This is a genomic window from Arsenicicoccus sp. UBA6765, from assembly GCF_002453335.1.
Taxonomy (GTDB): domain Bacteria; phylum Actinomycetota; class Actinomycetes; order Actinomycetales; family Dermatophilaceae; genus Arsenicicoccus; species Arsenicicoccus bolidensis.
In genome coordinates this window covers 98,435-114,803 of record NZ_DKGR01000040.1, presented here as the reverse complement: position 1 = coordinate 114,803, position 16,369 = coordinate 98,435, and the positions used below count along the sequence as shown (strand labels likewise).

The window sequence follows — 16,369 nt, the reverse complement described above, 5'->3', positions numbered from 1 at the left end:
CGGGCGCGCTACCACCTGGAGGTGGCCGCCGCCCGCACGCCGGCCGAGGCCCGCGCCCCCTTCGCGACAGAGCTGGACCGGGTGGCGGGCGTCGTGGTGCGCCTCAAGTCGCGGGGCGCCTCGACCGGGGCGCCGCCGGCCGGCTATCCCCTGCCCTTCCCCGTGCGCGACGCGGCGGCCGCCCGTCGGCTCGTCACCCACGCCCTCACCACGCTCGAGACGGCGTGCGGGACGACGTGGTCCGCGGGATCGGGGTCGTCCGAGGCGGTGACCACCACGACCCGGCTGGTCGTCGACACCGTGACGGCCGGGGCTGCGTGGGGGGTGCCGCTGCGGGCCTTCCCGGGGCTGGCCTCGTGAGCGACACGACCCGCGACCTCGTCCCTCCCTCGCTGACCGCCCTGATGGCCGGCCGCCCGGCGGACGAGTCGGTCCGGGACGCGGTCGACGGCGACACCTGGCTGCGACGCCTGCCCGGCGTCCTCGACGAGCTGCTCGCGGAGCAGGACCTCGCCGTGGACGGGCGACCCCGCCACGGGCAGTGCGCGGTCGTCATACCCGTCCTGCGCCGGGGAGCACCGGCCGCCCTCAAGGTGAGCTGGCCGCACGCGGAGGCCGCGCACGAGCACCTGGCCCTGCGCGCGTGGGACGGGTCCGGCGCGGTGCGGCTGCTGGCGGCCGACCCCGCGCGCTGGGCCCTGCTGCTCGAACGGCTCGACCCGGAGCGAGACCTGGGGCGCGAGCCCGTCCTCGACGCCTGCGAGACGGTGGGACGCCTGCACGCCCTCCTCGACCGACCCGCCATCGCGCGTCTCGGCACGGCCAGCGCCTGGTGCGGGCGCATCCGCGAACGACTGACGACCTCACCCCCACCGGTCCCGCCCCGCGTCGTGGACCAGGGCCTCCACCTGGCCGCCGAGCTCGCGGCCGACCCCGGCGTCGACGCCCGGCTGGTGCACGGCGACCTGCACGACGCCAACGTCCTGCGCGTGCCCGACCCGGGCACGACGCGTGCCGGGACGGTCGACGGCTGGCTGGCGATCGACCCCAAGCCCGTCGCCGGCGAGCTCGCCCTCACCGTCGCCCCGCTGCTGTGGAACCGTTGGGACGAGGCGGCCCGCGCGCACAACCTGCGCAACCACCTGCGGTTCCGCGTGGACTACGCGTGCGACGCGGCGGGCATCGACCCCGCCCGGGCCCGCGCGTGGACGATCCTGCGCGAGCTGGACAACGCGTGGTGGGCCGCCCGCGAGCCGGGTGGCCACGACCGGATCACCCAGGCCGTCGCGATCATCAAGGCCATGCGCGACTGACCGGCCGCGCTGACCGGGCGCCCTCTGCACGGGCTGGGGCGCTCGGGCAGCATCGGCGGGTGGCGAGGGGTCGCGAACGTCGCGCTGCACGGCGTGTCCCCGACATCTGTGTCCCCTCGACGCACCAGCCGGCTGCGTCCCCTCGACGCACCAGCCAGCTGCGTCCCCTCGACGCACCAGCCCCGTCGGTTCCGGGAGGCGGGAGACGTGCGGGCCTCAGGCCGTGGTCGCGGTCCGTCCCGCGAGCGCGGCGACCAGCCCGTCCACGTCGCGCGGCCGCACGCCCGGGTCGAGCAGGCCCGACCCCGAGAGCCGGTCGGCGAGCTCCAGCGCCCACGGTCGGCGCAGCCTGGCACGGCCGACGAGCAGGTCGTCGCCGAGGACCTCCTCGACCGGGCCCTGCGTCACCGCGCCGTCCACGACGACCGCGGCCTCGTCGGCCCACGCGAGCGCGAGGTCGACCTCGTGGGTGGCGAGCACGACGGTGGTGCCGTGCTCCTCGAGCCGGGCCAGCGCGCCGAGCATCTCCTCGACGCCGGCCGGGTCCAGGCCTGCCGTGGGCTCGTCGAGCAGCAGCACGGCCGGGCGCATGGCGACGGCCCCTGCCGTGGCGGCCCGCTTGCGCTCGCCGTAGGACAGCTGGTGCGTCGGCCGGTCCGCCAGGTGCTCGATGCCGAGCAGGGCGAGCGCCTCGGCCACCCGCTCGCGCACCTCACCCACGGGCAGCCCGAGGTTCATCGGCCCGAAGGACACGTCCTGGGTGACGTCGGCGCTGAACAGCTGGTCGTCAGGGTCCTGCAGCACGAGCTGCACACGCTGCCGGTGGGACCGAAGCCCCTTGCGGGAGTAATCGACCCGTGCCCCGTCGACCGCCACCTCGCCTCCCGACGGCTGGTGGCCACCGCTCAGGCAGCGCAGCAGCGTCGTCTTGCCGGAGCCGTTGGCGCCGAGCAGCGCCGTGCGACGCCCCGCCCTGACCAGCAGGTCCGCCCCGACGAGCACGGGAGGTCCGCCGGGATAGGCGGCGTGCAGCCCACGTGCCACGAGCCGCTCGGCCGACCCGGCGAGCGGAGGGTGCCGGCAGTCGTCGCGGTGGCTCACGACCCGCCCCCCAGCGTGGAGACCGCCATCGAGGACGCGACGAGGAGCGCCAGCACGACCAGGCTCACGGCGACGAAACCACCGGACCGCTGCTGCTCGCGGGGCAGGGTCACCAGCGCGGACTCGTAGCCGCGACCCGCGAGCCCCTCCTCCATCCGGCGGGCCCGGTCCCACGACCGGGTCAGCACGGCGGCGGTGAGCATCCCGGCCGAGCGGAGCGAGGCGCGATGCCCGTGATAGCCGAGCCGTCCGGCCTGGGCCTCGCGGATCGAGCGCACGGCGTCCATGAGGACGAACAGCAGGCGGTAGGTCAGCGACGCCACCTCCACGCACGCGTCCGGGACGCGCAGCCGGCGCAGCGCGGCGAGCAGGTCGACCATGGGTGTGGTGCTGGCGAGGACGAGCACCGCGAGCGTGCCGGCCACGGCGTGCGCGGTCAGCCCGACGGCTGCCTCGAGGCTCTCGGGGGTGACCGCGAGCGGACCCCATCGGCCGTATGCCGACGGCCCGGCCCCTCCCTCGCCCGGTGCCTGGGCGCCGACGCTGACCGCCACCGAGAGCCCGCTGGCGACGATGAAGGCCATCGGCGCGCGCAGGGCACGCAGGACCAGGGACGGCGGCACCCGCGCTGGCCCGACCATGACGATCACGCTGGTCAGGGCCACCAGGGGCGACGCGGGCCACGGCGGCAGGACCAGCGCGACGAGCACCAGCCCGAGGCTCAGCAGCGCCTTGTCACCGACGGCTCGCGTCCGCCACGCGCCGGCCCACGCGGCGTCGTCGATCGCCAGGCCGGCCACCTCAGGCGGAGCCTTGCGGGCGGGGGTTCTTGCGTCCTCGCAGGTAGCCGACGGCATAACCGAGGACGCCCGCACCGGCGGCGGCCTGCAGCGCGAAGAGGCCCGACTCGACCTCGCCGCTCGGCTCGAAGAGGTTGCGGAACCACGGCTGGTAGTCCGGGTGGGTCTGCTCGATCGCGCTGGTCGCGGCGGAGTCCGTCCCGACGAAGCGCTCGTCCGGCCCGGTGCGCCGGGAGTCCAGCCACAGCGGGACGGCGAACAACGCCACGAGGGCCAGCAGGCACGCGGCGGTCAGCAGGTGTCGGCGCGCTCGCATGCTCAGGCCTCCGTCGTGACGGCCGCAGCGGACGAGCCCGACGAGCCCGACGAGCCCGACGACGGCCGGTCAGCGTCGACCGATCCGGTGTCCTCGCGCGGCAGCACGCCCAGGCGCCGCAGCTCGGGGGCCGCGACGTCCCGCAGGACGCGGAAGGCCAGGACCCCGAGGAAGCCCTCAGCCAGGGCCAGCGGGATCTGGGTGACGGCGAAGATGCCGAGGAACTTCGCGAGCGCCCCGGGGAACCCGCTCGCGGGATCGGGGTGGGCCAGCGCGAGCTGGAAGGCGGTCGTCAGGTAGGTCGCCAGGTCGGCCGCGGCCATCGCCGCGAACACGCCGACCAGCAGTGGCAGCCGGGCGCGACGGCATACGGCATAGAGCCCGTAGCCGACCCAGGGGCCGATGACGGCCATGCTCATGACGTTGGCGCCCCAGGTGGTGATGCCCCCGTGGGCGAGCAGCAGCGCCTGGAAGGCGAGGACGATGCCGCCGAGGAGAGCCATGACCGGCGGGCGGAAGAGGACGGCGCCGAGCCCGGTGCCGGTGGGATGGCTGGAGCTGCCCGTCACCGACGGGAGCTTGATCGCGGACAGGACGAAGGTGAACGCCCCGGCGGCCCCCAGCAGCAGGCGGCTCTCGGGATGCTCACGGACCTCGCGCACGACCTGGCGGGCTCCGTGGACGACGAACGGGGTGGCGACGGCGGTCCACGCGGCGGCGTGCCACGGGGGGAGATAGCCCTCGGCGATGTGCATCTGCGCACTCCTTGAGATCGGGGATCACGCGTCCCCCTCGCAGTGGACCCGACAGGCAGTTCCTGGCTCCCGGGGTCCCTCGCGGACCCAGGTCACAGTGGCGCGACCGCGCCGGTCTCTCACCGGCTTCCTGGCACCGTCGGGCTGGTTCTCGGAGTATGCCACACCAGATGCAGGTGAGAACTCTTATCAGTTCGGTGACGCGGCATGGCTAGTCTCGGCGGTATGCCGACCGCGCCACCGCCATCCCAGCCCGACCGGACCGCCGCCCGACCGACCCGGATCCCCGACCTGCAGCCCGGCCGGTCACGGACGACGGAGCGACTGGTCCTGCGGCCCTGGCGGGACGAGGACGCCGAGGCGTTCGGGTCGCTCAACGCCGACCCGGAGGTCATGACCTACTTCCCCGCACCGCTGGACCGGGCCGCGAGCGACGAGCTCCTCGGCCGGGCCCGCACCCACGTCGACGATCACGGCTGGGGGTTCTGGGCGTTGGAGGAGCGGAGCACCGGGGCGTTCATCGGCCTGACGGGACTGTCGCAGCCGAGCTTCGAGGCCGCGTTCACGCCGTGCGTCGAGATCGGCTGGCGCCTGGTCCGGTCGGCCTGGGGTCAGGGCTACGCGACGGAGGCCGCCATCGCCGCCCTGGACGTGGGCTTCAACGAGCTGGGGCTGCAGGAGATCGTGTCCTTCACGCCGTCGGTCAACCTGCGCTCGCGTGCCGTCATGCAGCGCATCGGCATGCGGCACGCCCTCGCCGACGACTTCGACCACCCGCTGATCGACCCCGCGAACGAGCTGTGCCACCACGTCCTCTATCGCATCAGCAGGGACGACGACCACTCGGGCGGTCCGGACGACCAGGTCGTGCCGGTGTGCCCGGGGCCCGTCGGCGACTGACGGGCGGTCAGGCGCCCGGGACCGGAGCCACGTCGCGGATCGCGGGCGGCACGATGCGGGGCACGGCGTCCCACTCGCTGAAGGTGACCGTGCCGGCCGTGCGCGGGGCGGAGGAGCTGAGCCGAAGCAGCCGCCCGGACCCGTCGGCGGCGACGATCGCCGTCGTCGCGCCGCCGGAGCGCAGCTCGTAGGCCTGGGTGCCCTCGTAGGACGTGCGGCCCACCGAGGTGCGACCGGTCGCGGCGCGCACGGCCCCCTCGAAGGCGTCCAGCATGTCGCTGATGCTGAGGACGGCGAGTTGGTTGGCCGCAGCCCCGGACAGCTGCACGTAGCGTCCCCGGGCTCCCCCCGTCAGGGCCGTGGACCGCACGAACGTGCGCCCCTCGCTGCGCAGGAGCTCGAACGGCGCCGACACGCCCATGGAGACGGTGCCCCGGACGCTCAGCCCGTCCCTCGTGCCGCGCAGGTCGAAGGTCATGGGTGCCCCTTGGACGTTGAGCGTGCCGACCGCCCGCACGCTGCTCGCCACGGCGACGAATCCCGCTGCGGCAGCGGCCAGTCGCCCTGCCTCGCCCGCCACCGCACCCCCTGGCGCGGAGGGTGCTCCGGTCGCTGACGTGCCCGGCGCCACGTCACCGAGGCTCGGCGCCCCGAGGTCGGGGATGCTGGTCGTGGGTGCCGCGGTCGGGGACCCGGCACCGGCGTCGCTGGTGGTCGCCGTGGTCGGCAGCGGACGGTTTGGCGCACCCTGGCACCCCGCGATCGCCAGGCCCGCGGCAGCGGCGAGCGCGACCGACGAGGCGACCGAGCCCGGCGCGAGCGGTGCGCGGAAGGGCCGGGTCACGCGTCGTAGTCGAGCCGCACGTGGTCGGTGACCGGGTGCGACTGGCAGGCGAGGACGATGCCGTCGGCGACCTCGTCCTCCTCGAGGGCGTAGTTGCGGTCCATGCGGACCTCGCCCTCGACCAGGCGGGCGCGACAGGTGCCGCACACGCCACCGGTGCAGGAGTAGGGCGCGTCCGGACGGGCCCGCAGGGTCGCGGCCAGGATCGTCTCGCCGGGGTCGGTCATGGCGATCTCGGTCGTGCGTCCGTCGAGGTTGACGGTGACCCGGGCGAGGACGCCGGTGTGGTCGCCCGCGGCCCCGACCCCGGGGTCGGTCTCGGCCCGCGGCTCGTCGTCGACGTGGAAGACCTCGAAGTGCACGTGGTCCTTGTCGACCCCTTCGGTGGCCAGCACCTCGCGGGCGTTCTCGACCAGGGAGAAGGGCCCGCAGAGGTACCACTCGTCGACCGTGTCGACGGGGACGAGGGAGTCGAAGATCCGGCGGAGCCGCTCCTCGTCGAGCCGTCCGCTGAACAGGTCGACGTCCCGGGCCTCGCGGGACAGGACGTGCATGAGCTGGAACCGGCTGCGGTAGCGGTTCTTGAGGTCCTCGAGCTCCTCGAGGAACATGATCGAGCTCGTGGCCCGGTTGCCGAAGAGCAGGGTCACCCGGCTCGCGGGCTCCTCCTCGAGGACGGTCGTGAGCAGCGACAGGACCGGCGTGATGCCCGACCCGGCGGCGATCGCCACGTGGTGGCGCGCCCGGTCGGCGTCCGTGGGCACGACGAAGGAGCCGAGCGGCGGCATGACCTCGATGGTGTCGCCGGGGCGCACGTCGTCGATGAGCCAGGGTGAGACGGCGCCACCGGCCACGCGACCGGCAGCGACCCGCAGGACGCCACGCTCGGCAGCGGCCTTGCGGGACAGGCAGATCGAGTAGGACCGGCGCTGCTCCTGACCGTCGCGGTCGAGGCGCAGCGTGAGGTGCTGGCCGGGCGCGAAGGTGAACTCGTCGCGCAGGTCGTCCGGCACGATGAAGGTGATCGCCGCGGCGTCATCGGTGAGCGGCTCGACGTCGGCCACCGTGAGGGGGTGGAACTGGGGGCGGTGTCGCGCGGGCTTGTTGAGCAGGGCCATCAGATCACCTTGAACTCGTCGAAGGGCTCACGACAGGCGTCGCACCGGCGCAACGCCTTGCAGGCGGTGGACCCGAACCGGGCCACCTCCGTGGTCTGGTCGCTGCCACAACGGGGGCAGCGCACCTGGTGCCGGGTCAGCTGCACGGGCACCGGTCCGTCGGTGCCCCCGGCCGCGCCGGCGGTGGGCGGGGCGATCCCGAACTCGCGCAGCCGCTCCCGACCGCGCTCGCTCATCCAGTCGGTGCTCCACGCCGGCGAGAGCTGGGTGACGACCTCCGCCGACAGGCCGGCGCGCGTCGCCTCGTGGCGCACGAGGTCCTCGATCAGGCCCATGGCGGGGCAGCCGGAGTAGGTCGGGCTGATGACGACGCGCACCAGGCGCCGCTCCTCGTCGACCTCGACCGACCGCACGATGCCGAGGTCGTCGATGGAGATGACCGGGATCTCGGGGTCGGGGATGGCCCGTATGGCGTCCGCGACCTGCGTGGACGCGGAGCTGCCGGGCCGCGTCGCCGCCTGCATCGCCGTCACCAGGTGGCGCCGGGGTGCGAGCGCGCGATGTGCTGCATCTCGGCGAGCAGGTAGCCCATCGGCCGGGAGTGGATGCCGCGGCGCCCGTCCCGCGCCGTCCAGCGGGACGGGTCGGCCGGACGCAGCGTCGCCTCGGCGAGCACGCCCTCGACATACGAGCGCACCTCGTCCTCGACCTCGCTCGGCCGCACGCCGGCGCCGGACCCCGCCGCCGCGACGGCAGCGTCGTCGTCGACGAACAGCTCGGTGACATAGGGCTCGACGACCGCGAGCGCCTTCTGCATCCGCCGGTGCGACTCCTCGGTGCCGTCGCCGAGGCGGACGACCCAGTTGCGGGCGTGGTCGCGGTGGTAGGCCAGCTCCTTGACGGCCTTGCCGGCGACGCCGCGCAGGGTCTCGTCCTCGCAGCGCGCGAGCCGCTGCATGATCGCGAGGCGGGTGGTGGAGAACCACAGCAGCCGCGCCATCTCGACGCCGAAGTCGCCGCGCTCCATCTCGACGAGGTGGACGCTGCGGAACTCACGCTCGTCGCGCAGGTAGGCGAGGTCGTCCTCGGAGCGTCCGGTCCCGTCGAGCGAGCCGGCGTAGGTCAGCAGGCTGCGGGCCTGGCCGAGCAGGTCGAGCGCGATGTTGCCGAGCGCCATGTCCTCCTCGATGGCGGGGGCGTCGGCGACCCACTCCCCCAGGCGCTGGGTGTAGACGAGGGCGTCGTCCGCGAGGCCGAGGACGTAGTCGGCGAGAGTCCCGGACGTGCCGGGAGGGGGCGGGGACGAGGGTCCCGCGACGGTGCTGGCGCTCATAGGTACTCCACGTCCTCCGGCACGTCGTAGAACGTCGGGTGGCGGTAGACCTTGTCGGCGCTCGGGTCGAAGAAGGAGCCGCGCTCGTCCGGGCTGGACGCCATGATGCTGTCGGCCTCCACGACCCAGATCGACACGCCCTCCTGACGACGGGTGTAGAGGTCGCGGGCGTTGTGGAGCGCCATCGTCGCGTCGGGCGCGTGCAGGGACCCCACGTGGACGTGGGACAGACCACGCTTGGCGCGGACGAAGACCTCGAACAGGGGCCAGGTGGCCTCGCTCATGCGGCACTCTTCTTCGAGCGGGAGGCCTGCTTGGCGGCATACGCGTTGGCGGCCTCTCGCACCCACGCCCCGTCCTCGTGAGCCTTGATCCGGTTGCTCATTCGCTCGGCGTTGCACGGCCCGTCGCCCTTGAGCACCCGCCAGAACTCCTCCCAGTCGATCCGGCCGAAGTCCCAGTGGCCGCGCTCGTCGTTCCAGCGCAGGTCGGGGTCGGGGAGGGTGATGCCGAGCTTCTGCGCCTGCGGGACCGTCATGTCGACGAACTTCTGGCGCAGGTCGTCGTTGCTGAACCGCTTGATCCCCCACGCCATGTTCTGCGCGGTGTGGCCTTGCTGGGCCGCCTCGCCGGAGTCCTCGGGGCCGAACATCATCAGGGCCGGCCACCACCACCGGTTGGCGGCGTCCTGGGCCATGGCCTTCTGCTCGTCGGTGCCACGAGCGAGCACCCACAGGATCTCGAAGCCCTGCCGCTGGTGGAAGGACTCCTCCTTGCAGACGCGGATCATCGCGCGGCTGTAGGGGCCGTAGGAGCACCGGCACAGCGGCACCTGGTTCATGATCGCCGCGCCGTCGACCAGCCAGCCGATGGCGCCCACGTCGGCCCAGGTGAGCGTCGGGTAGTTGAAGATGGAGGAGTACTTCTGCTTGCCGGCGTGCAGCTTGTCGAGCAGCTCGGACTTGTCGACGCCGAGGGTCTCCGCGGCGGAGTAGAGGTAGAGCCCGTGCCCGGCCTCGTCCTGCACCTTGGCGATGAGGATGGCCTTGCGACGCAGGCTGGGGGCCCGGGTGATCCAGTTGCCCTCGGGCTGCATCCCGATGATCTCGGAGTGCGCGTGCTGCGCGATCTGGCGGATGAGCGTCTGCCGGTAGCCGTCCGGCATGTCGTCCCGGGGCTCGATCCGCAGGTCCCGGGCGATGAGCTCGTCGAACGCCGCAGAGTCACCCGGGGCCCGGTCCGCGTCGGCCGAGGCCACGCGGGCCTGGGTGTACTCGTCGGTCTCGGCCGCGTTCAGCGGCTCGTCCGGGTCGATGACGTCGTTGCCATACATGGGCCTCAGTATCCTCGCCCGCGACGGCACCCGCAAAGGGCTGGGGGCCCGGTCGAGGTGTGCTGCGTCACGATACCGGTCAGTAGCTCGCATGTCGGTCTGAGAGGATCGGTCGGTGAGCGACCACGGGCACGACCACCAGCATGACCACCAGCACGGGCACGACCACCAGCACGGGCACCAGCACGAGCACGGGCATGACCACCCCCTCGAGGGGTCGGCCGGCGTCGCGGCCGACGCCAGCGTCCGTCAGGCCCGCGTCAACGACGCCCCGGCGGTGGGCACGGTCCAGTCGGCCGTGTGGCGGGAGGCCTTCGCGGGGCTGGTGCCGGCGGAGACGCTGGAGCGCTTCGAGCCCCTCCCCTTCGCCCGCGCCTGGCGGGCGTCGCTGGAGCAGCCGCCGTCGCCGCGGCACGTGCTCGTCGTGTCGTGCGCCGGGCCGCAGGTGGTGGGCTACGCGGCGCTCGGTCCGTGCGAGGACCCGGACGCCGAGGACGGTGACGGCGAGATCCTCACGCTCGGTGTGCACCCGGACGCCCGACACCAGGGCCACGGCTCACGCCTGCTCAACGCCGTGGTGGACCTCCTGCGCGACGCGGGATTCACCCACGCCTACGCCTGGGTCCCGGCCGAGGACGCCGGCACCCGAGGCTTCCTCGAGGCGGGGGGCTTCGCGCCCGACAGCGCGTACCGCGACCGCGTCGTCGTCGAGGGCGACACGGACGAGCAGCTGCTGCGCGAGATCCGCCTCGCCGCCGCCCTCGCCTGACGCGGCGGACGCAGCTCACCCCAAGCCCCGGCGCCATTGGTCACCAGTGGCGGATATGAACGATCCAAACGGCCCCGAGAACGTCATTGGTGACCAATGGCGGGAGGCGTGGACCCCGGGGCGCCGTCGAGCACGATGGGCAGGATCGCGTATGCCGCGCGGATGTGGGCCTCGACCAGGTCGGCCGCACGCCGCTGGTCACCGTCGACGACGGCCGCGTAGATCGCCTCGTGGTGCTCCTGCAGCTCGCCGCGGAACCCGTCCCAGTCCCCCAGCGAGCGCTCGGCGTCGAGGATCGGCCTGCGCAGCGACTCGCGGACGGCCACCGTCATGTCGGTCATCAGCCGGTTGCGCCCCACCTCCGCGAGGACGACGTGGAAGTCCGTGTCCAGCGCGTTGAACTCGTCCTGGGTGGTGTCGGGCTCCGCCATACGGTCCAGCAGTCCCCGCAGCCGCAGCCGCGACTCCTCGTCGAGCCGCTGGGCGGCGAGCGCCAGGCTGGACCGCTCCAGGGCCACGCGGGCCTCGACGACCTCGTCGACGGGGTACTTCGCGAGCGCGACGTGCAGGCGCAGCAGCCTGCTGAGGGCCTCGCTGCGCTGGTCGGTGATGCGGGTGCCCGCGTCGTTGCCGGCACCGACCGCGGACGAGACGAGCCCCTGGGCCTCCAGCGCGCGGATCCCCTCCCGGACCGCCGACCGGCTCACGCCCAGCTCCACGGCCAGGTCGCGCTCGGGCGGGAGGTGCGCACCGACCCGCAACGAGCCGGCGAGGATGCCGGACTCGACGTGGTGCACGACGGACTCGTAGGCCTTCATGTCGGTCATTCTCGCAGTCGCGTGGATCGTTCATGGCGTTGCAGCCCTTGCAAATGGTCCGACCACACCTCATAGTGAGCGGTAATGGTCTGACCACAGGTGTCGGCCGAGCCCTCGCCCGACCTGAGAACGATGGAGTTCCCATGACCTTCCGCCCCGACCTGGATCCCGTCGGAGGCAGCCTCCTGCTGTCGGCCCTCGTGGCCCTCCTCCCCCTCGCCACGATCTTCGTGACCCTCGGCGCCCTGCGGTGGAAGGCCCACGTGGCCGGCCTGACCGCCCTCGCCGTCGCCCTGGTCGTCGCGGTGCTGGCCTTCAAGATGCCCGTCGGCCTGGCCCTGCTGTCCGCGACCGAGGGCGCGATCTTCGGGCTCTTCCCCATCGTCTGGATCGTCTTCACCGCCATCGTCCTCTACCAGGTCACCGTGGTGAGCGGACGGTTCGAGGACCTGCGTGCGGTGTTCAACATCATCAGCGACGACCCGCGCATCCAGGCGATCCTCATCGCCTTCTGCTTCGGCGGGCTGCTCGAGGCGCTCGCCGGCTTCGGCGCCCCGGTCGCCATCACCGGCGTGATGCTCATGGCCGTCGGCTTCTCGGCCCTGCGCGCCGCCACCGTGGTCCTGCTGGCCAACACCGCCCCGGTCGCGTTCGGCGCCATCGCGATCCCCATCATCACGGCCGGCAACCTCACCAAGATCCCCTACACGGAGATCGGCGCCTACGTCGGTCACCAGACCCCGGTGCTGGCGCTGTTCGTGCCGCTGTTCCTCGTCTTCCTGGCCGACGGGCGCCGAGGTCTGCGCCAGACCTGGCCGATCGCCCTGGTCACCGGCGTCGCGTTCGCCGTCACGCAGTGGATCTCCGCCACCTGGGTCTCGGTCGAGCTCACCGACATCATCGCGTCGCTGGTCGGCCTCGCCGCCGCCGTCGTGATGCTCCGCTTCTGGCAGCCCGAGGGCCGCGACGCCGCCCTCGAGCGCATGAGCGCCGAGAAGCAGCAGGAGCGCGCCGACATGACCGACGAGCAGCGCGCCCAGCTGCCCAGCTCCTCCGACCTGCCCGCCGCGAGCCACCTGCCCGCCTCGCGCATCGTGATGGCGCTGTTCCCCTACCTCCTCGTGATCGCCGTGTTCTCCCTGTCCAAGCTGGTCGGCCCGGTCAAGACCTGGCTCGCCGGCACGGACGTCAAGATCCCCTGGCCCGGTCTCGACGGGCACGTCCTCAACGCGGCGGGCAAGGTCAACGGCTCCACCGTCTACACCTTCCAGTGGCTGTCCAGCCCCGGCACGATGCTCCTGATCAGCACGGTGATCATCGCCCTCGTCTACAAGGTCAGCGCCCGCGACACCGTCCGTCAGCTCACCGAGACCGCCCACAAGCTGCGCTTCTCGATGCTCACCATCGCCTCGGTGCTGTCCCTCGCCTATGTCATGAACCTGTCGGGCCAGACGATCACGATCGGCACCTGGATCGCGGGCACCGGCGCCGCGTTCGCGTTCTTCTCCCCCGTCCTCGGCTGGCTCGGCACCGCCGTCACCGGCTCGGACACCAGCGCCAACGCGCTCTTCGCGACGCTGCAGCAGACGGCCGGCAAGCACGCCGGGATCGACCCGACCCTGCTCGTCGCCGCCAACACCTCCGGCGGCGTCGTCGGCAAGATGGTCAGCCCCCAGAACCTCACCATCGCGGCCACGGCGGTCGGCCTGCTCGGCCGCGAGTCCGAGATCCTGCGCCGCGTGATCTGGTGGAGCCTCGGCCTGCTCGTCGTGCTCTGCCTGCTCGTCGGCCTGCAGTCCACGCCGGTCCTGTCCTGGATGCTCCCGTGACCTCCGCCGCGCCCGAGACGTCCCCCGGCGAGCGGGCGGGCGGGGTCCGTCATACCGTCGAAGAACCCACCGAGGGAGGCACGATGACCACCAGACCGGGCGAGGGCAAGACCGTCGCGCTGTTCGCCACCTGCGTCAACGACACCATGTATCCCAGCACGCCCAAGGCCGTGGTCCGGCTGCTGGAGCGGCTGGGGTGCGAGGTCGTCTTCCCGCGCGAGCAGACCTGCTGCGGGCAGATGTTCACCAACACCGGCTACCTCGACGAGGCGCTGCCGACGGTCCACACCTTCCTCGCGGCGTTCGAGCGCTACGACTACGTCGTGGGCCCGTCCGGCTCGTGCATCGGGTCCGTCCGCGAGCAGCACCCGATGCTGGCGGAGCGGGAGGGCAGCACCGAGCTGCAGCGCCGCGTGGCCGACGTCGTGGCCAAGACCTACGACCTGCCCGAGCTGCTCGTCGACGTCCTCGGGGTCACCGACGTGGGCGCCTACTTCCCGCACCGGGTCACCTACCACCCGACCTGCCACTCGCTGCGCATCACCAAGGTCGGGGACCGCCCCTACCAGCTGCTGCGCGCGGTCCGGGGCATCGACCTGGTCGAGCTGCCGGACGCCGACCGCTGCTGCGGCTTCGGCGGCACCTTCGCGCTCAAGAACTCCGACGTCTCGGTCGCGATGACCGCCGACAAGGCCCGCCACATCGCCGACACCGACGCCGAGTACGTCATCGCCGGCGACAACAGCTGCCTGATGAGCATCGGCGGCGTGCTCGCCCGCCAGCGCACCGGCATCCGCACCATCCATCTGGCCGAGGTGCTCGCCAGCACCGAGGAGTCCATGGAGGAGCTCGTATGACGAAGCCCGCCCACCGCCTCACCCCCGCGCCGCCCACGGGCGAGCTCGTCGACTCACCGCCCTTCCCGGCCGCGGCGCGCCGAGAGCTCGCGAACCCCGTGCAGCGCAAGAACCTCCACCACGCGATGACCACCATCCGCGACAAGCGCGCCCGCGTCGTCGCCGAGCGCCCCGACTGGGAGCAGATGCGGGTGGCCGGCGAGGAGATCAAGGACCGCACCCTGCGGCACCTCGACCACTACCTGCTGCAGCTCGAGGAGTCCCTCACCCGCGCCGGCACGACCGTCCACTGGGCGAGCGACGCCGAGGAGGCCAACCGGATCATCGTCGGCCTGGTGCGCGACGCCCTGCGCGACGAGCCGCCCCAGGTGGACCCCGAGGGGCGTCAGGTCCCCCCGGAGGTGGTCAAGGTCAAGTCCATGGCCACCCAGGAGATCGAGATGAACGAGGCCCTCGAGGCCGCGGGCATCGCCGCCTGGGAGACCGACCTGGCCGAGCTCATCGTGCAGCTGGGGCACGACCGCCCCTCGCACTTCCTCGTCCCCGCCATCCACCGCAACCGCGCCGAGGTCCGCGAGATCTTCCTCGACGAGATGGCGGACTACGGGCGACCGGCTCCGGACGACCTGGACACCGAGCCAGCCCACCTCGCGGGTGCCGCCCGCCTGCACCTGCGGGAGAAGTTCCTGCGGGCCAAGGTCGCGATCTCCGGCGCGAACTTCGCCGTGGCCGAGACGGGCACGCTGTGCGTGGTCGAGTCCGAGGGCAACGGCCGCATGTGCCTCACCCTCCCCGAGACGCTGATCTCGGTCGTCGGGATCGAGAAGGTCGTGCCGACCTTCGCCGACCTCGAGGTCTTCCTGCAGCTGCTCCCCCGGTCCTCGACGGCCGAGCGGATGAACCCCTACACCTCGCTGTGGACGGGGCCGACGCCCGGCGACGGACCGCAGCAGATGCACGTCGTCCTGCTCGACAATGGGCGCACCACGGTGCTGGCCGACGACTTCGGGCGCACCGCGCTGCGCTGCATCCGCTGCTCGGCCTGCCTCAACGTGTGCCCCGTCTACGAGAAGGTCGGCGGCCACGCCTACGGCTCGGTCTATCCCGGGCCGATCGGCGCCGTGCTGACGCCGCAGCTCCGCGGCACGGCCTCCGCCGTCGACCGGTCGCTGCCGTACGCCTCCTCGCTGTGCGGCGCCTGTTTCGACGTGTGCCCGGTGCGCATCGACATACCGAAGATGCTGGTCCACATGCGCGGCAAGGTCGTCGAGGCCAAGAAGGCCGACCGGATGCCGCACTCCGAGGCCGGCGTGATGCGGACGGCGTCGTGGATGATGGCCGACCACCGCCGCTGGGGCGCCGCCATGAAGGGCTCCGGCCTGGCGGGGCGCGTGCTGGGGTCGCGGTTCGACCACTTCGGGACGCTGCCGTGGCCGGCGTCGAAGTGGACCAACGCGCGGGACGTGCAGATGCTGCCGACGGAGTCCTTCCGCGACTGGTGGGCCCGCGAGCGCGGTGACGGCGACCAGCCGGCCGGGGACCCCGCCGACCGTGGGCGCGACCCGTCCACCGATGCCCACCGGGCGTCCGACCAGCGTGCCCACGGCAGCACCGAGCAGCCCGAGGGAGAGCAGCGATGAGCAGGGAGCAGATCCTGGAGCGGGTGCGGGCGGCGCTGGCGGACGTGCCGCGCTCGACGCCCGAGGCCGACGTCCCGGTGGCGTGGGAGTACGCCCGTCCGACGCCGGTGGACGACCTGCTCGGCCGGTTCGTGGAGCGGGTCGAGGACTACAAGGCCGTCGTGGAGCGGTGCGCCGCGGACGAGGTCGGGGCCCGCGTGACCGCAGCCCTGCAGCGCCACGGCGTCGACACGGTCGTGCTCCCCGACGGGCTCGACGAGGGGTGGCGGGCCGCGATCGCGTCCGCCGGTCTGTCGCTGCTCGAGGACGCCGACCTGACGGCTGCCCAGCTCAACGCCGTCGACGCGGTGGTGACGGGTGCGTCCGTGGGTGTGGCCGAGACGGGCACGATCATGCTTGACCACGGTCCCGACCAGGGTCGCCGAGCCCTGTCGCTTGTGCCGGACGTGCACGTCTGCGTCGTGCGAGCGGACCAGGTCGTGTCGGACGTGCCCGAGGCGGTGGCCCGGCTCACCGAGGCGGCCCACGCCGGTCGCCCGCTCACCTGGATCAGCGGGCCGAGCGCCACCAGCGACATCGAGCTGTCCCGCGTCGAGGGCGTCCACGGCCCGCGGACCCTGCACGTCCTCCTCGCCTCCTGACC

At 73.0% G+C, this 16,369-nt stretch carries 19 protein-coding genes and 1 riboswitch; of the genes, 8 read left to right on the top strand and 11 right to left on the bottom strand.

Annotated features, from left to right (window positions below; genetic code table 11):
• The coding region (locus B4K29_RS11050) for a DUF4439 domain-containing protein (protein WP_286967304.1) at positions 1-360 on the top strand (360 nt) is incomplete at its 5' end.
• Positions 357-1,313 carry an aminoglycoside phosphotransferase family protein gene (locus B4K29_RS11045; RefSeq protein ID WP_156911242.1) on the top strand — a complete coding sequence of 319 codons (957 nt, stop codon included), beginning with the start codon at positions 357-359 and terminating at the stop codon, positions 1,311-1,313. The genes B4K29_RS11050 and B4K29_RS11045, both read left to right, overlap by 4 nt.
• 216 nt (positions 1,314-1,529) lie before the next feature.
• On the opposite strand, the gene B4K29_RS11040 is transcribed toward B4K29_RS11045, so the two are convergent.
• Genes B4K29_RS11040 through B4K29_RS11025 form a run of 4 tightly spaced genes read right to left on the bottom strand, consistent with a single transcriptional unit; the run spans position 1,530 to position 4,285 of the window.
• Positions 1,530-2,414 (bottom strand): energy-coupling factor ABC transporter ATP-binding protein, encoded by an 885-nt coding sequence (locus B4K29_RS11040; protein WP_286955874.1) that lies wholly within the window; start codon positions 2,412-2,414, stop codon positions 1,530-1,532.
• The gene (cbiQ, locus tag B4K29_RS11035) at positions 2,411-3,214 is read right to left on the bottom strand and encodes a cobalt ECF transporter T component CbiQ (protein ID WP_029211210.1); all 804 of its coding nucleotides are present in this window, start codon (positions 3,212-3,214) and stop codon (positions 2,411-2,413) included. The genes B4K29_RS11040 and cbiQ overlap by 4 nt, the downstream gene beginning before the upstream one ends.
• A 1-nt stretch (position 3,215) precedes the next feature.
• Positions 3,216-3,530 (bottom strand): energy-coupling factor ABC transporter substrate-binding protein, encoded by a 315-nt coding sequence (locus B4K29_RS11030; RefSeq protein WP_029211209.1) that lies wholly within the window; start codon positions 3,528-3,530, stop codon positions 3,216-3,218.
• Between the two features lie 2 nt (positions 3,531-3,532).
• Positions 3,533-4,285, bottom strand: a complete 753-nt coding sequence (locus tag B4K29_RS11025; protein WP_286955871.1) for an energy-coupling factor ABC transporter permease — start codon at positions 4,283-4,285, stop codon at positions 3,533-3,535.
• Positions 4,286-4,341: 56 nt separating this feature from the next.
• A riboswitch (cobalamin riboswitch) is annotated at positions 4,342-4,418 on the bottom strand.
• A gap of 92 nt (positions 4,419-4,510) precedes the next feature.
• On the opposite strand from B4K29_RS11025, the gene B4K29_RS11020 reads away from it, so the two are divergent.
• The gene (locus tag B4K29_RS11020) at positions 4,511-5,185 is read left to right on the top strand and encodes a GNAT family N-acetyltransferase (RefSeq protein WP_286967303.1); all 675 of its coding nucleotides are present in this window, start codon (positions 4,511-4,513) and stop codon (positions 5,183-5,185) included.
• A gap of 7 nt (positions 5,186-5,192) precedes the next feature.
• Here B4K29_RS11020 and B4K29_RS11015 read toward each other — a convergent pair whose 3' ends face one another.
• Genes B4K29_RS11015 through paaA form a run of 6 tightly spaced genes read right to left on the bottom strand, consistent with a single transcriptional unit; the run spans position 5,193 to position 9,813 of the window.
• On the bottom strand, positions 5,193-6,029 hold the full coding sequence (locus tag B4K29_RS11015; RefSeq protein ID WP_286955868.1) for a hypothetical protein: 837 nt from the start codon (positions 6,027-6,029) through the stop codon (positions 5,193-5,195).
• Positions 6,026-7,147, bottom strand: coding sequence for a 1,2-phenylacetyl-CoA epoxidase subunit PaaE (gene paaE, locus B4K29_RS11010; protein WP_286967302.1), 1,122 nt, complete (start codon positions 7,145-7,147; stop codon positions 6,026-6,028). The genes B4K29_RS11015 and paaE overlap by 4 nt, the downstream gene beginning before the upstream one ends.
• Positions 7,147-7,671, bottom strand: a complete 525-nt coding sequence (gene paaD / locus B4K29_RS11005) for a 1,2-phenylacetyl-CoA epoxidase subunit PaaD (protein WP_286955879.1) — start codon at positions 7,669-7,671, stop codon at positions 7,147-7,149. Before paaD ends, paaE begins: the two co-directional genes overlap by 1 nt.
• Positions 7,672-7,676: 5 nt before the next feature.
• Complete coding sequence (gene paaC, locus B4K29_RS11000) at positions 7,677-8,480, bottom strand: 1,2-phenylacetyl-CoA epoxidase subunit PaaC (RefSeq protein WP_286955866.1); 804 nt, start codon at positions 8,478-8,480, stop codon at positions 7,677-7,679.
• Positions 8,477-8,764 (bottom strand): 1,2-phenylacetyl-CoA epoxidase subunit PaaB, encoded by a 288-nt coding sequence (gene paaB / locus B4K29_RS10995; RefSeq protein WP_286955864.1) that lies wholly within the window; start codon positions 8,762-8,764, stop codon positions 8,477-8,479. Before paaB ends, paaC begins: the two co-directional genes overlap by 4 nt.
• Complete coding sequence (paaA, locus tag B4K29_RS10990; RefSeq protein ID WP_286967301.1) at positions 8,761-9,813, bottom strand: 1,2-phenylacetyl-CoA epoxidase subunit PaaA; 1,053 nt, start codon at positions 9,811-9,813, stop codon at positions 8,761-8,763. The genes paaB and paaA overlap by 4 nt, the downstream gene beginning before the upstream one ends.
• A gap of 115 nt (positions 9,814-9,928) precedes the next feature.
• Here paaA and B4K29_RS10985 point away from each other — a divergent pair, with 115 nt between their 5' ends.
• A complete protein-coding gene (locus B4K29_RS10985; protein ID WP_286955861.1) occupies positions 9,929-10,582 on the top strand; it encodes a GNAT family N-acetyltransferase in 654 nt (217 codons plus the stop codon).
• 83 nt (positions 10,583-10,665) lie between these two features.
• Here the strand turns inward: B4K29_RS10985 and B4K29_RS10980 are convergent, their stop codons facing one another.
• On the bottom strand, positions 10,666-11,409 hold the full coding sequence (locus B4K29_RS10980) for a FadR/GntR family transcriptional regulator (RefSeq protein WP_029211200.1): 744 nt from the start codon (positions 11,407-11,409) through the stop codon (positions 10,666-10,668).
• A gap of 134 nt (positions 11,410-11,543) precedes the next feature.
• On the opposite strand from B4K29_RS10980, the gene B4K29_RS10975 reads away from it, so the two are divergent.
• The 4 genes from B4K29_RS10975 (at position 11,544) to B4K29_RS10960 (ending at position 16,367) form a co-directional block, all read left to right on the top strand.
• Positions 11,544-13,229, top strand: a complete 1,686-nt coding sequence (locus B4K29_RS10975) for an L-lactate permease (RefSeq protein ID WP_286960942.1) — start codon at positions 11,544-11,546, stop codon at positions 13,227-13,229.
• A gap of 83 nt (positions 13,230-13,312) precedes the next feature.
• Positions 13,313-14,086 (top strand): (Fe-S)-binding protein, encoded by a 774-nt coding sequence (locus B4K29_RS10970; RefSeq protein ID WP_239261743.1) that lies wholly within the window; start codon positions 13,313-13,315, stop codon positions 14,084-14,086.
• On the top strand, positions 14,083-15,726 hold the full coding sequence (locus B4K29_RS10965; protein ID WP_029211198.1) for a lactate utilization protein B: 1,644 nt from the start codon (positions 14,083-14,085) through the stop codon (positions 15,724-15,726). The genes B4K29_RS10970 and B4K29_RS10965 overlap by 4 nt, the downstream gene beginning before the upstream one ends.
• Positions 15,723-16,367, top strand: a complete 645-nt coding sequence (locus tag B4K29_RS10960) for a LutC/YkgG family protein (RefSeq protein ID WP_286967299.1) — start codon at positions 15,723-15,725, stop codon at positions 16,365-16,367. The genes B4K29_RS10965 and B4K29_RS10960 overlap by 4 nt, the downstream gene beginning before the upstream one ends.
• The last annotated feature ends 2 nt before the right edge of the window (positions 16,368-16,369 follow it).

Excerpts from the sequence above, each read along its gene's own strand:
- B4K29_RS10975 (WP_286960942.1), top strand. The coding sequence starts at position 11,544 with ATGACCTTCCGCCCCGACCTGGATCCCGTCGGAGGCAGCCTCCTGCTG.
- B4K29_RS11020 (WP_286967303.1), top strand. The coding sequence starts at position 4,511 with ATGCCGACCGCGCCACCGCCATCCCAGCCCGACCGGACCGCCGCCCGA.
- paaA (WP_286967301.1), bottom strand. The coding sequence starts at position 9,813 with ATGTATGGCAACGACGTCATCGACCCGGACGAGCCGCTGAACGCGGCC.
- B4K29_RS10970 (WP_239261743.1), top strand. The coding sequence starts at position 13,313 with ATGACCACCAGACCGGGCGAGGGCAAGACCGTCGCGCTGTTCGCCACC.
- paaD (WP_286955879.1), bottom strand. The coding sequence starts at position 7,671 with ATGCAGGCGGCGACGCGGCCCGGCAGCTCCGCGTCCACGCAGGTCGCG.
- B4K29_RS11025 (WP_286955871.1), bottom strand. The coding sequence starts at position 4,285 with ATGCACATCGCCGAGGGCTATCTCCCCCCGTGGCACGCCGCCGCGTGG.
- B4K29_RS11030 (WP_029211209.1), bottom strand. The coding sequence starts at position 3,530 with ATGCGAGCGCGCCGACACCTGCTGACCGCCGCGTGCCTGCTGGCCCTC.
- paaE (WP_286967302.1), bottom strand. The coding sequence starts at position 7,147 with ATGGCCCTGCTCAACAAGCCCGCGCGACACCGCCCCCAGTTCCACCCC.
- paaB (WP_286955864.1), bottom strand. The coding sequence starts at position 8,764 with ATGAGCGAGGCCACCTGGCCCCTGTTCGAGGTCTTCGTCCGCGCCAAG.
- paaC (WP_286955866.1), bottom strand. The coding sequence starts at position 8,480 with ATGAGCGCCAGCACCGTCGCGGGACCCTCGTCCCCGCCCCCTCCCGGC.
- B4K29_RS10960 (WP_286967299.1), top strand. The coding sequence starts at position 15,723 with ATGAGCAGGGAGCAGATCCTGGAGCGGGTGCGGGCGGCGCTGGCGGAC.
- B4K29_RS10965 (WP_029211198.1), top strand. The coding sequence starts at position 14,083 with ATGACGAAGCCCGCCCACCGCCTCACCCCCGCGCCGCCCACGGGCGAG.
- B4K29_RS10980 (WP_029211200.1), bottom strand. The coding sequence starts at position 11,409 with ATGACCGACATGAAGGCCTACGAGTCCGTCGTGCACCACGTCGAGTCC.